Raw genomic sequence first — 12,475 nt, 5'->3', positions numbered from 1 at the left:
CCGGCATCGGCATCGGCATCGGCATCGGCAACCAGAACGGTACCCGCAGCGCTGGTCGCGGCCTCGGCGTTGCCGGCAGCACTGGCAGGGTTCAGTGCGTTACTGCTGGTGTTGCTGGCGGTGGCGGTGGCTTCGAAGAGGCGGAACCAGTCGGCGGGGGTGCCGTCGGTGATCCGGCGCAGGCGCTCGGCGTAATACTCCCCGTGCGTTTCGGAGAACACCTCCGCCGGCAGCCCCTCCAGGTCTTCGGCGGGACCCCAGTTCGCGGGGAACGGGCCCGACGGCGGCCAACTGGCCCAGGCTTCCTCACGCTCCCAGGCCGCGAAGTCAGCGAGGCCTGCGCTGGCACCCAGATGCTCCGGCTCCCCGACCCGGCCCGGAACCTCCTGCCCGGCCAGCGGATCCTCGCCGTAGGATTCCAGCTTCGGCGGGTCCAGGACCGGGCCGCGCGCCTCGGCGTAGATCTCCTCCATATAGCCGGCCATCGTCGCGTGCTTCGGCGGTTTCCCGGCCGCGATATATTCGCGTGCCTGTTCCAGGCCGCGTTTGCGGTCCCGGGCGCAATCGTGGTCCAGGCGCTCCAGGGCCTTGCGCAGGGCTTCCTGCCGCTGCGCGGCGGTCGTGGGACGGCCCGGCTGAAGACACCGCAGCGAAAACCCCTGCTCCCCGGGCCCCTGTCCGGGGGCCGGGGAACCGGGAACCGCTGCCGGTTGCTCTTCCGTTGCCATGAGTCCAGTCCATCATCCGGCCATGACAATACAGAGACTTATTCACACCGTCTGACGGGTTCCGCGAAATTTCTTCAAAAATTTTCCGGCCAGCTGCCCCCGCTAGGATTTCTCGCTAATCCAGCCATTCGCGTGCCGCTGCAGCCAGCGCGTCAATCCCCAGGCCGAGAGTCGGCCGGATGAGAGGCGCGAAATGTGGCGAGTGGTTCGAGGGAATGTCTTCAGGCAGCCTGCCGGTAGACGCCAAGGCCTCGGCCAGGGATGGGTCGGCACCGCCAAGGAACCAGAAGACAAGCGGCACCCCGGCAGCAGTCGCAAGCACTCCGACGTCTTCGCTTCCGGATATCGGGCCGGGATCAATAATCTGCTCGCCGAAGACGTTGCCCAGTGCCGCCGTCGTTCGTATGGTTGCCTGTTCGTCGTTGCGGGTCAGCGGGAAGTGTTCGTCGTAGCTGAACAGCGGTTCCTTGACGGCACCCGATACCGATGCTTCACCTCGGACGATCCGCTCGATGGAGTTCACCATCTTCGTCCGCACCGGCTCATCAAAGGTGCGCAGGCTGATCCCCAAGGTGGCTTCCGCGGGAATGATGTTGTTCTTGGTTCCGGCGTGAAGCTGCCCGACGGTCAGAACGGCCGAATCGCCAGCGGCAAGCTCCCGCGAGACGATCCCTTGGAGCCGCATGGTTGTGGCAGCTGCCATGACCACCGGATCGACGGTTGTTTCCGGCCTGGAACCGTGGCCGCCCGCACCGAACATCGTAATGTTGATCGAATCCGCTGATGCCATGGCGACGCCGGGTCTGATGCCGATCCAACCCGCCGGAAACGGTGCGACGTGCTGCCCGAGGACCACATCGGGGTGAGGAACAAGGTCGAATAGGCCAGCGTCGACCATGGCCTGAGCTCCGCCGCCCGACTCTTCCGCGGGTTGGAATACCGCGACGACCGTTCCTTGCCAGTTTGCCCGCTCGTCCACGAGCCTTTCCAGCGCCCCGATCAGACAGGCGACGTGGACGTCGTGGCCGCAGGCATGCATGACCGGTACGTCCTTGCCGTCCTGGTCAACACCACGGGCGGTGCTGGCATAGTCCAGTCCCGTTGCCTCTTCTACGGGCAGGCCGTCCATGTCCGCGCGCAGCAGGACAGTCCCGCCCGGACCGTTGCTGAGGATGCCGACCACACCGGTTACTCCTATCCCGGGGTGCACGGTAAATCCCAGGGCGTGAAGATGCTCAGCCACGATCCCGGCGGTCCGGTGCTCCTGGAAGGAGAGCTCGGGGTGGGCGTGCAGGTCCCGGTACAGCTGCTCAACATCTATGCTCATACTGCAGTGTAGGAATAAAGGATGATCCGCGGTAGAGGAACAGAACCCGGCCCAGTTTCCAAGGACTTTTCAAGAACGACGACGGCGCCGTCCGGTCCAGTACCCGGACCAGAAGGTCAGCAGCAGCAGGCCCAGAACCGTCAGGGTCAGGCCTAGCTGGTCCCATCCCGTCAGCAGCAACAAGTTGGCGTCAGCCACGGGCCGTTGCCACGGGCCGCCGCTGATGGTTGCATGAGGCATGCAGTATTCGGCATGGGCAGCCTGAGCCGTGGCAATTCTGTTCGCTCTTGGTTCGGCGTTCTTTTATGGCGTCGCGGACTTCGTCGGCGGTTTGTTGTCGCGACGTGCCGATCCGACAACCATCGCCCTCATCGGCCAGCTGGGCGCCCTGCTGCTCAGTCTGGCTGCCGCGCCGTTCTTCCCGGCTCCGTCCGTTGAGCCGGCGGACCTTGCCTGGGGCGCGGTGTCCGGCATCGGGACGGGTATGGGCATGGTGTTCCTTTACCGCGGCCTCAGCCACGGCAGCATGAGCGTCGTCGTTCCGTTCGTAGCAGTTGGCGGCACCGCTCTTCCCGTCCTCATCGGCGTAACGGTCCTGGGTGACCGCCCCACTGTTCCGGCCTGGCTGGGAATCGCTTTGGCCATCCCGGCACTGTGGCTGATCTCCGTCACCAGGAACGGTGCACAGGGCCCGCGAGCCGCCGGAACGCTCGACGCCCTGTTCTCGAGCATTGGCATCGCCGTGCAGTACATCGCCCTGGCCCAGGCGGGGGCGGAAGCAGGGCTCTGGCCCATTGTTGCCGGCCGCGTCGCCGCCGCGCTGGCCATCCTGCCGCTCGCCCGGCCGTCGGCCGCCAAGCTGCGCGGCGTCGGGGCGCGGACGGTCCTGGCTGCCGCACTGATTGGAGGCATGGCGGCGCTGGCCCTCACGCTTTACATGCTCGCTGCCCAGCTGCAGTTGATGAGCATCGCGGTGGTGTTGTCCTCCCTCTATCCGGTGCTCCCCGTGGTCCTGGGCATCACCGTGTTGAGGGAGCGGCTGACCGGACGGCAGCTCGTCGGGCTGGTCAGCGCCGGCGCTGCCGTCGGCCTCATCACCATGGGCTAGTCCGCCTGCACGGCACGCTCGCCAGCTGCATCACCGGCCAACCCGCACCACATAAGCAAAACTGTTTTAGATCTCCGGTTTAAACAGTTTTACAGGTCTTCGGAGATACCGGAGTATCGATAGGAAGTGATAGGCAACACAAGGAGTTCTGCAACATGACCGGTACCGATCTGACGCCACGCGTCGTCACTCTAGGCACTGCCGGCGGTCCACGCTGGTGGACCGGCGAGAATGCCGGGAAGCGCTCGGGGATCGCCACCGCCGTCGTTGTTGGCGACAGCACTTACCTGGTGGACGCCGGGCACGGCGTGGGACGCCAGCTCATGCTGGCCGGGCTTCCGGTCAACTCGCTGCGCGGCATCTTCATCACGCACCTGCATTCGGACCACACGATCGATCTGGGCAGCCTGGCCATCTTCGGCATGTTCACGCTGAAGGAGAACCAGCACCAGATCAAGATCATGGGCCCCGGCGACCGCGGCGAGCTTCCCCCGGTTTCGTCCCGTGCCGCCGTCGCGCCTTCGCCGGTCTTCCCGGAGAACCCGACGCCCGGCACCAAGTCGATGTTCACCCACCTGATGGCCGCCTACGCCACGGACCTGAACGACCGCATTCTGGACGCGCTGCGGCCTTCGCCCTTCGACTACTTCGTGCCCGAAGACATCCAAATTCCGACGGCGAGTGGTTACCACCCGAACCAGAATCCCACTCCCGCCATGGAGGGCTTCGAGATCTACCGGGACGAAAACGTGACCGTGACGGCCACGTTGGTGAAGCATCCGCCGGTCGCCCCCGCCTTCGCTTTCCGGTTCGACACCGAGCACGGCTCCGTCACCATTTCCGGCGACACCGCACCGTGCGAGAACCTTGTCCGACTCGCAGCGGACACCGATCTGCTGCTCCATGAGGCGATCGATTTCGACTGGGTGCAGCGCGCGTATGGCTCGGCGGCGAATTCCACCGGCCAGGCCTCTATCGACCACCACAGGAAATCGCACACCAGTGCCGCTGAAGCAGTCGCACTGGCCAACCGTGCAGGGGCCAAAGCTCTGGCCCTGCACCATTTAGTACCAGGCACCACTCCCATGTCCGTATGGGAAAGCGCCGGCGCCGACTTCGACGGCCGCTTCTACGTCCCGAACGATCTGGACGTTATCCCCTTCGTACTGACTCCACTGACCGTATTCTGGAAGAAATGGCTACTGTCCAATGAGTGCTAACACCATGACTCCCCCGCAGCCCCAGGCATCCTCCATCTCGGAGAGCCTGAACACGAAGCAGATGCGCCGCATTCTGGCCTCCAGCTTCATCGGCAGCGCCATCGAGTTCTACGACTTCATTTTGTACGCGATGGCAGCGTCCATCGTCTTCAACCACGTGTTCTTCGCCAACGTCTCCCCCGCCGTCGGGCTGTTCATGTCCTTCGGCACCCTCGCCGTCGGGTACGTTGCGCGTCCGCTGGGCGGGGCGATCTTCGGCCACTTCGGCGACCGGATCGGCCGCAAGACCGTACTCATCGTGTCGATGACACTGATGGGTGCGGGCACTACGCTGATCGGCCTGCTGCCCACCACGGCGCAGATCGGCATGGCGGCGCCCATCCTGCTGGTCGTGCTGCGGCTTGTCCAGGGACTCGCCGTCGGCGGTGAATGGGGCGGCGCCATGCTGGTTGCCCTCGAGCATGCCCCGGCCAAGCGCCGCGGCTTTGCCGCCAGCTTCGCCAACATGGGCGGTCCCGCAGGTGCCGTGCTGGCCACGCTGACCGTTTCGGCCTTCTCCACCCTGCCCGAGGAAGCGTTCATGAGCTGGGGCTGGCGGATCCCGTTCCTGCTGAGCCTCGTGCTGATCGCCGTGGGCCTGGTCATCCGGCTCAAGGTCGCTGAAACGCCGCTGTTCCTGGAACTTGAAGCCACCGCGGAAAAGAAGAAGATCCCGTTTGTCGAGGTCGTCACCAAGTACCCGAAGAACCTGGTTCTGGGTGTGCTGGCCGGCATGAGCTCCTACACGGTGCAGGGCCTGATGACGGTCTGGGCGGTCTCCTACATCATCGAGGCCGGCGTGGACACCACCTCCGTCCTCAACATCAAGGCCGTCGGCGCCACCCTGACCATTGTGGCGATCTGGTTCGCGGCCCGCCTGAGCGATAAGTACGGCCGCAAGCCGGTCATGCTGGCCGGCATGATCGCCGGAGCCGTCCTGGCCTACCCCATCCTGTGGCTACTGCAGACCGACACGCTGTGGGGCTTCGCCATCGGCCTGTTCCTGGCCAACGGCATCATCCAGGGTGTGATCTTCGGGCCGTTCGGTGCCTTCGTGGCCGAGCTCTTCCCCACCCGGATGCGCTACACGGGTGCCTCACTGACCTACCAGTCTTCCTCGACCCTCGGCGCCGGCTTCACCCCGATGATCGCCTCCGGACTGGTGCTCCTCGCCGGCGGGGAACTGTGGCTGGTCGGCCTGGTCTGGATGTTGTCCTTCGTCGTGGCGGCCGCCTGCGTGCTGGCCACGAAGGAAGGCAAGAACATGGACCTGAGCAGTGAAATGAAATAAAAGTACGATGGCAAAGGTACGACGACGGCGGTGCCGGTTCCTGCGGGAGCCGGCACCACTTGGTTAAGCGGTGCTTCGGTTCGGCCGCCCGATCAGCCCTGCCTCCCCGCTGCCCCGTCGACGTCGACGCTCTGGGCGCAGTAATCCATCAGCGCGGTCAAGCGCCGACTTAACCGCTGCCGCCCGGGGTAGGCGAAACAGATATCGCTGTGGCCAATGTGCCCGTCGATGGGAACGCAGACCAGCGGCAGGCCTTCGTAGCTGACATCCAGCGGAGGCCGCTGCACCAGGACCGTGTAGCCCAGCCCGCGGGCCACCATCCCGCGCACCGCTTCGAAGCTGGTGGACCGCCAGGCGATCTTCGGGTCCAGCCCGGCGTCGCGCAGGTTCGGCAGCTGGTTGTCCCGCACCGAGGGGATGTCCAGCAGCACCATGTCGTCCTCGGCGAGCTCGGGCAGGGCAATTTTCTTGCGGCCGGCCAACCGATGCTCCGCGCCCAGCAGGATATACGGCCGTCCCTCCTTGATCACCCGCATTTCCGCGCCGCCGGTGACATGCCGCGTGTGGGTCAGCACGGCGTCGAGCCGGCCCTCCAGCATCTGCAATTGCAGCTCGTCGGCCGCACCTTCGGTGATGGTGAGCTCCAGCTTGGGATTCGGCGCCGCGAATCCCGCCGTCATCAACGGGACCCAGAACGCCGAGAGAGTGGTGTAGCAGCCGATCGCCAGCGGCCCGGCCAGTTCCCCGTGCCGCTCTTCGATCCGCGCCTGGATCTCCTCGGCTTCACGCAGGAGCACCTGGGCGTCCTTGAGGAAACCCCGCCCCGCGGTGGTCAGGGTGATGCCCTTCGCCTTCCGCCGGACTATGAGCTGCGTACCGACGGCCTTTTCCAGCTCGTTGATGGCCAGCGACATGCCCGCCTGTGACACATGGCAGGCCAGCGCAGCGCCGCTGATGGAGCCGGACTCCGCGACGGCCACGTAGTACTGGATCTGACGCAAGGTGTACCGGAACATAAGGAAAGCCTATCCAGTTCCGCCATCTTCCACAGTTCCCCTGGCGCGCGCGCTACCCGGGCCGATGATCCGGTGCCGGCTCCTGCGCCACGGCATACCGGCCCACTTGCCATGGATCGATGGCTGGCACAGCGAGTTTGCTGTAGCCGGCGACGTTGCGGGACACCACCGTCAGGCAGTACCGGACGGCCGTGGCCGCAATGAGCGACTCCACGGCCGGAACATCCGGGCGGCTGGACATCGGTCCCCAGACCGTCGCGACCTTCAGATCCACCGGCAGGATGAAGCCTTCAAAACGCTTGGTGAGCTCCGCAAGCCAGCGACCGTCGTCGTTGTTTGACTCAGTTCCCGTTTGGGCATGCGCGGCACGCAGTTCCCCAACGGTCAGCGCGGAGATGAAGATGCGCAGGTGTTTGCGCTGCTGCAGGAAATCGACGACGGCGGCGTGCGGCTCGGCGCTACGCACCTCCGTCACCACATCCGTATCAAGCAGCAGACCGGGTTGCTCCCTCACGAGCCGGTGCTGATCGGGCTGGCGGCGGCAGACCGGGCGGCGGCAGCGCGGCCGGTGCGGAGGAGGAAATCGACAAAGTCCTCCCGGGCGGCTGCTACCTGCTCGTAGTCCTGGAGGCTCATTACACGCAGATCCTGGCGCGCAGTGGAAATATTGGTCATGAAAAACGGTGCCGGGCACCGGTCCTTTCGCGTGCTCTTGCCCGCACCATCTGCCAACGGCGAATGCAGGCCGCTTCGTCATCCGAACCACCCAGAGAGCGTGGGGTTGGTATGCGGCCAAGTCGGAGCTTAGCGGCCGCAGTTCCTGAAGCTGTTGAGAGTATGCCACGGGTTTGGGCGTCGCGTCACGCACTGTTGTTCATGATGGGTAACAGGACGATAACCAGCGACCCAGAGCGACATTTATGCCCATCTCAATGTTTACCTGTGGGCAATCGTTTGGCTATCTGCGTCCGTGACCATATAGTAGGAGTGCTTCACGAGATGTGACGAGCAACACAGTCGGCTAGTCGATGGTGTTGCAAAGGCTCCGACCGGTCACGCACCAACCCCATGTTCGCGGGTGGTTCGGATGACGAAGCGGCCTGCATATCGCAGAACGACGAGGTTCTAAGGGGGACCCGTGCGGGCAAGAACTAGCGAGGGAACGAAATGATGAATACATACTCAACAGAACACGACCGCAACCACACCGACCACGAGGCCGCGAGCCTTCCGGACGAAAGCATCTTTGACGAATGGGTGGATGTCCGGATCCACATTGAAGCCGAGCTCAGCCTGGTGCAGTTCTGCCAGCAGGGCGTACAGAAGATGTTCTACTCAGAGGACATCGACGCTGTACAAAAGGCCGCCTTGGACTCCGACGGCACCGCCGTCTGGTGCGAAAAGTACGCAAAACTGCTCATTCCCAGCACCCGCAGCGGCGCCGGCAACCGCTTCTTTTCGCTGGTCCGGATGGAAATGGACCCCGCAAACAGGTAGCCACCGCAGCATCGTCATTGCTTCGGCACCGTCATTAAATGTCAGACCGGGCTGGTAGAAGTTAATTACGTCTATCAATATCGCGGACGCCGGAAATCAGCTCAGGGATTCCGACGCCGGCGGTACCGTCAGCCCGGGAGGCCTAGTGTTCCTGCTTGAATCAGAATCAGCCGGCGCCGAACCGGAACTGGTCTTCACCGCCAGTGATCTGGTGGTCGCTGCCGGCTGCGAGTACCAACTGCTGCGGAAGCTGGATGAAAAACTGGGCCGCACGCCGAAGGCCGTCTTCGCTCCGGACGAGATGCTGGAGCGAACGGCCGTGCTCGGCGATGTGCATGAGCACCGGGTGCTGCAGGAGTTCAAGGACCGGTTCGGCTCCGGCGTCGTGGAGATTGCCGAGACCACCGGGTATACCCGCCCGGAGCTCACCGCCAAGCATGCCGAATCCATTGCCGCCCTGGAGTCCGGGGCGGATGTCGTGTTCCAGGCCTCGTTTTTTGACGGCAGCTTCCACGGCCGCTCGGATTTCCTGGTCAGGGAGAGCGACGGCGGAACGTCGCGTTACGCGGTGTATGACACCAAACTGGCCCGCCACGCCAAGGTAACTGCCCTGCTGCAGCTCGCCGCCTACGGCGACCAACTCGCCAAAGCCGGAATCACGCCCTCCCCCACGGTCACGCTGGTGCTGGGGAACGGCGTGCACAGCAACCACAGCCTCACGGACATCCTGCCCGCTTTCAAGGAGCGCCGGACCCGTTTCCTGGCCATCACCGACCAACACCGCGCGCAGCCGGATCCGGTCGTCTGGAATGACGAACGCTACACGGCCTGCGGCCGCTGCGAATACTGCTCCGAGCAGGTCAAGCTGCACCGGGACCTGCTGCTGGTTTCGCATATGAGCACCACGCGCCGGCGCCAGCTGATGGCAGACGGCATCCGCACCATCGATGACCTCGCCGCCATGCCACTGCCGGCGGGCGAAAGCTCCGGCGGAACATTGGCCCGGCTGCGGGATCAGGCGCGCATGCAGACCGGGGTCCAGGAGCCGGACGGATCGGTCATGTTCGCAGACAAAGACGGCGAGCCGCACAAGGTCTCCTACCGGGTGCTGGAGCAAAACGCGCTGGCCGCGCTCCCCCGCCCCAGCGAGGGTGACATTTTCTTCGATTTCGAGGGGGATCCGCTGTGGCAGGATGGTGCCGGTGTCTGGGGCCTCGAGTACCTTTTCGGCGTGGTGGAGAACCCGGTCTCCCCGCGGGACAAACCGCCGTTCCTGCCGTTCTGGGCGCACAGCCGTGCCGAGGAAGGCCAGGCGCTGGCTGACTTCCTCGACTACGTGGCGCAGCGGCGCGAACGGTATCCTGACCTGCACATTTACCACTACGCCAATTACGAAAAGGCGGCCCTGCGCCGGCTGTCGCTGCAGCACGTCCTGGGCGAGGACGCCGTGGACGGACTGCTGCGCGAAGGCGTACTGGTTGACCTCTACGACACGGTGCGCAACAGCCTGCGGATCTCGGAGAACTCCTACAGCATCAAGAAACTCGAGCCGCTGTACATGGGAGACAATCTGCGCAGCGGCGATGTGACAGACGCCGGCGCATCGGTGGTGGCCTACGCCCACTACTGCGAGGCACGCGACGCCGGCCGGACCGATGACGCGGCGAAGATCCTCGCGGGCATCAGCGACTATAACGAATACGACTGCGTCTCCACCCTCGAGTTGCGCAACTGGCTGCTCAAGCTGGCGGCCGAACGGGGCATCCAGCCCGGCTCGACCGCCGATGGCGCAGCCGCAAACGCTGCCGCGATCGACGGAGGAAAGGCAGCTGAAGTTCCGGACGAGCCGTCCCAGGACGAGCGGCGGTTGCTGGACCATGTGGCGGCGGCTGCGGCCAGGGCCGCACATACGGGCGAACCATTGTCCGCTGATGACCAAGCCATCGCCATGGTTGCCGCGGCGGTCGGCTACCACCGGCGCGAAGACAAGCAGTTCTGGTGGACCCACTTCGACCGGCTGAACGCGCCGGCGCCGGACTGGGCCGACACCAGGGACGTGTTCATCGTGCAAGACGCGGAGATTGTTGAGGAGTGGGCCGTGCCGCCGGGCAAGCGGAATCCCGTCCGCCTGCTCCGGCTGACCGGCACGCTGGCCCCCGGCTCGACCATCAAGGAAGGCACCTCGCTGTGCCGGCTCTACGACCGGCCGTTTCCGGACTTCCTACAGGCCAGGGACACCGGCGTTGACCAGCGCAGCTACTGCTTTGAAACGCAGGTCATCGAGTTGGACGCGGCCGGCGACATGGATGTCCTGCTGGTCCAGGAGCGCCTGCCTTCCAAGGCGGATCCGTATGACCAGTTGCCGATGGCGTTGTCTCCGAACCAGCCGCCGGCAACCACGTCGCTGAAGCAAGCGCTGGCGGAGCTTGCCGGGCTGGTGAGCAGCGGATTGCCTCAACTGCCGCCGCATCCGGCACTCGATCTGCTTCGCCGTGTTCCGCCACGATTGCGCAGCCACGCGTCACTACCGGTCGCTGCACAAGAGCCGGACGGCTACATCGACGCGATCACCGCAGCTGTCGAGGCATTGGACCGTTCCTACCTGGCTGTCCAAGGTCCGCCCGGCTCCGGCAAGACGCACATTGGCGCTCATGTCATCGGCTGCTTAGTGGCGCAGGGCTGGAAGGTTGGCGTGGTCGGACAGTCCCACGCGGTCGTGGAAAACATGATGAAGGCGGCCGTAGATAAGGGCCGCGTTCCGCTGGAGCGGGTGGCCAAGAAACTCAATGGGGAGAACGTTCCGTGGCGGAACCGCACGGACGCCGAGGTGGAACGGCTGCTCACGGAACCGGGCGGGGCGCTGGTAGGCGGCACGGCTTGGACGATGACCGGCAGCAAAGTCCCCCCGGGTTCGCTGGATCTGCTGGTCATTGACGAGGCGGGACAGTTTTCCTTGGCCAACACCCTGGCTGTCTCCCGTGCCACCCGCCGCCTGCTCCTGCTGGGAGATCCGCAGCAGTTGCCGCAAGTCACCCAGGCCACCCATCCGGAACCGGTGGATACCTCCGCCCTGGGCTGGCTGTCGGCAGGGCATGCCACGCTGCCGCCGGAACTGGGATACTTCCTCGCCCTGACCTGGCGGATGCACCCGGATTTGTGCGCCGCAGTTTCCCGGCTCGCCTACGAGGGCCGCCTGCATAGCGCGCCAGCGGCCGACGGGCGCCGACTTCAGGGTGCGCCTGCAGGCGTGGAATGCGTCCTGCTGGACCATCAGGGAAATTCGACGTCGTCTGCCGAGGAGGCCGCTGAAGTTCTCCGGCAGGTCCAGCGGCACCTCGGCCTGCAATGGACGGACGGCGGCACAACCCGACCGCTGGCCCCCGCGGACATTCTGGTGGTGGCGCCCTACAACGCCCAGGTCCAGTGGATCCGGCACCAGCTTGAATCAGCCGGGCTGGACGGTGTCCGGGTGGGAACCGTGGATAAGTTCCAGGGCCAGGAAGCTCCGGTGGTGATCGTATCGACGGCAGTATCGGCGCCGTCAGAAGCGCCGCGAGGAATGGAATTCGTACTCAACCGCAATCGGACCAACGTAGCTGTTTCCCGCGGGCAGTGGCGGGCCGTCATCGTCCGCTCCCGCGAGCTGACCAGCTATCTCCCCAGCAAGCCGGAGGGACTTGAAGAGCTGGGTGCTTTCATTGGACTATGCCTGCCGGACTGAATCCCTGATCTGCTCGCATTGCGGACGATAACCATTTCTTTTTTCTACGCAGTGTAGAAGAATGGGTGCATGATGTTCCAACACGATGAACCGGTCCTAGAACTCACCGACGAGCAATCTTGGAAACTGCTGGAAAAGACCCAACACGGCCGCATTGTCCTGACCGTCGCCGGCGAGACGGATATCTTCCCCATCAACTACCTCGCCCACGATGGCAAGCTGCTGATGCGCAGCGCACCAGGCACCAAGCTGGCTGAAGTCACGATCAACGAGAACGTTGTATTCGAAACGGACGGGATCACCAGCGATGAGGCGTGGAGCGTCGTCGTCAAAGGAACGGCCAGGGTGCTGCAGTCCGGCGATGAAATCGCCGCCGCCGAAAAGCTCGGCCTCAAGACGTGGATTCCAACCCTCAAGGATTTCTACATCGAACTCAAACCGGTACACGTCAGCGGAAGGCACTTCATCTTGGGCGAGCAACCGGAGCGCGACTAATCAACACCGAACCCCGGGCAGTAGCACACGGGG

At 64.6% G+C, this 12,475-nt stretch carries 12 protein-coding genes and 2 riboswitches; of the genes, 6 read left to right on the top strand and 6 right to left on the bottom strand.

Annotation, left to right across the window (positions count from 1 at the left end; genetic code table 11):
- From B0G38_RS21175 to B0G38_RS21165, 3 genes are all read right to left on the bottom strand, one after another.
- Positions 1 to 728, bottom strand: a 728-nt coding sequence (locus tag B0G38_RS21175) for a hypothetical protein (protein ID WP_264671287.1), incomplete at its 3' end; no start/stop codon positions are given.
- Positions 729 to 843: 115 nt separating this feature from the next.
- Entirely contained in the window at positions 844 to 2,055 is a 1,212-nt protein-coding gene (locus B0G38_RS21170) for an amidohydrolase (protein ID WP_264671286.1), read from the bottom strand.
- 69 nt (positions 2,056 to 2,124) lie between these two features.
- Positions 2,125 to 2,253 (bottom strand): LPXTG cell wall anchor domain-containing protein, encoded by a 129-nt coding sequence (locus tag B0G38_RS21165; RefSeq protein ID WP_264671285.1) that lies wholly within the window; start codon positions 2,251 to 2,253, stop codon positions 2,125 to 2,127.
- A gap of 70 nt (positions 2,254 to 2,323) precedes the next feature.
- On the opposite strand from B0G38_RS21165, the gene B0G38_RS21160 reads away from it, so the two are divergent.
- From B0G38_RS21160 to B0G38_RS21150, 3 genes are all read left to right on the top strand, one after another.
- Positions 2,324 to 3,163, top strand: a complete 840-nt coding sequence (locus B0G38_RS21160; protein WP_264671284.1) for a DMT family transporter — start codon at positions 2,324 to 2,326, stop codon at positions 3,161 to 3,163.
- A gap of 155 nt (positions 3,164 to 3,318) precedes the next feature.
- Positions 3,319 to 4,383, top strand: coding sequence for an MBL fold metallo-hydrolase (locus B0G38_RS21155; RefSeq protein WP_264671283.1), 1,065 nt, complete (start codon positions 3,319 to 3,321; stop codon positions 4,381 to 4,383).
- Positions 4,373 to 5,713 carry an MFS transporter gene (locus tag B0G38_RS21150; protein ID WP_264671282.1) on the top strand — a complete coding sequence of 447 codons (1,341 nt, stop codon included), beginning with the start codon at positions 4,373 to 4,375 and terminating at the stop codon, positions 5,711 to 5,713. Before B0G38_RS21155 ends, B0G38_RS21150 begins: the two co-directional genes overlap by 11 nt.
- Before the next feature lie 92 nt (positions 5,714 to 5,805).
- Here B0G38_RS21150 and B0G38_RS21145 read toward each other — a convergent pair whose 3' ends face one another.
- The 3 genes from B0G38_RS21145 to B0G38_RS21135 are packed head-to-tail and all read right to left on the bottom strand — an operon-like array spanning position 5,806 to position 7,365.
- Complete coding sequence (locus B0G38_RS21145; RefSeq protein ID WP_264671281.1) at positions 5,806 to 6,729, bottom strand: LysR substrate-binding domain-containing protein; 924 nt, start codon at positions 6,727 to 6,729, stop codon at positions 5,806 to 5,808.
- A gap of 52 nt (positions 6,730 to 6,781) precedes the next feature.
- Positions 6,782 to 7,243, bottom strand: coding sequence for a PIN domain-containing protein (locus tag B0G38_RS21140; protein WP_264671280.1), 462 nt, complete (start codon positions 7,241 to 7,243; stop codon positions 6,782 to 6,784).
- Positions 7,240 to 7,365: a hypothetical protein gene (locus B0G38_RS21135; RefSeq protein WP_264671279.1), complete on the bottom strand. Its 126-nt coding sequence runs from the start codon at positions 7,363 to 7,365 to the stop codon at positions 7,240 to 7,242. The genes B0G38_RS21140 and B0G38_RS21135 overlap by 4 nt, the downstream gene beginning before the upstream one ends.
- Before the next feature lie 67 nt (positions 7,366 to 7,432).
- Positions 7,433 to 7,555: riboswitch (SAM riboswitch) on the bottom strand.
- 164 nt (positions 7,556 to 7,719) lie between these two features.
- Positions 7,720 to 7,886: riboswitch (SAM riboswitch) on the top strand.
- A gap of 13 nt (positions 7,887 to 7,899) precedes the next feature.
- Between B0G38_RS21135 and B0G38_RS21130 the strand changes: the two genes are divergently transcribed.
- The 3 genes from B0G38_RS21130 (at position 7,900) to B0G38_RS21120 (ending at position 12,442) form a co-directional block, all read left to right on the top strand.
- On the top strand, positions 7,900 to 8,226 hold the full coding sequence (locus B0G38_RS21130; protein WP_264671278.1) for a hypothetical protein: 327 nt from the start codon (positions 7,900 to 7,902) through the stop codon (positions 8,224 to 8,226).
- Between the two features lie 145 nt (positions 8,227 to 8,371).
- Positions 8,372 to 11,947, top strand: coding sequence for a TM0106 family RecB-like putative nuclease (locus B0G38_RS21125; RefSeq protein ID WP_264671277.1), 3,576 nt, complete (start codon positions 8,372 to 8,374; stop codon positions 11,945 to 11,947).
- Between the two features lie 69 nt (positions 11,948 to 12,016).
- Entirely contained in the window at positions 12,017 to 12,442 is a 426-nt protein-coding gene (locus B0G38_RS21120) for a pyridoxamine 5'-phosphate oxidase family protein (RefSeq protein ID WP_264671276.1), read from the top strand.
- The last annotated feature ends 33 nt before the right edge of the window (positions 12,443 to 12,475 follow it).

The sequence above is a fragment of the Crystallibacter permensis genome (assembly GCF_025960875.1).
Classification (GTDB): domain Bacteria; phylum Actinomycetota; class Actinomycetes; order Actinomycetales; family Micrococcaceae; genus Crystallibacter; species Crystallibacter permensis.
This window is presented reverse-complemented; position numbering and strand designations above follow the sequence as displayed.

Bases quoted from the DNA above. Each gene is read 5' to 3' on its own strand.
- B0G38_RS21130 (WP_264671278.1), top strand. From the start codon at position 7,900: ATGAATACATACTCAACAGAACACGACCGCAACCACACCGACCACGAG.
- B0G38_RS21170 (WP_264671286.1), bottom strand. From the start codon at position 2,055: ATGAGCATAGATGTTGAGCAGCTGTACCGGGACCTGCACGCCCACCCC.
- B0G38_RS21150 (WP_264671282.1), top strand. From the start codon at position 4,373: ATGAGTGCTAACACCATGACTCCCCCGCAGCCCCAGGCATCCTCCATC.
- B0G38_RS21155 (WP_264671283.1), top strand. From the start codon at position 3,319: ATGACCGGTACCGATCTGACGCCACGCGTCGTCACTCTAGGCACTGCC.
- B0G38_RS21145 (WP_264671281.1), bottom strand. From the start codon at position 6,729: ATGTTCCGGTACACCTTGCGTCAGATCCAGTACTACGTGGCCGTCGCG.
- B0G38_RS21135 (WP_264671279.1), bottom strand. From the start codon at position 7,365: ATGAGCCTCCAGGACTACGAGCAGGTAGCAGCCGCCCGGGAGGACTTT.
- B0G38_RS21120 (WP_264671276.1), top strand. From the start codon at position 12,017: ATGATGTTCCAACACGATGAACCGGTCCTAGAACTCACCGACGAGCAA.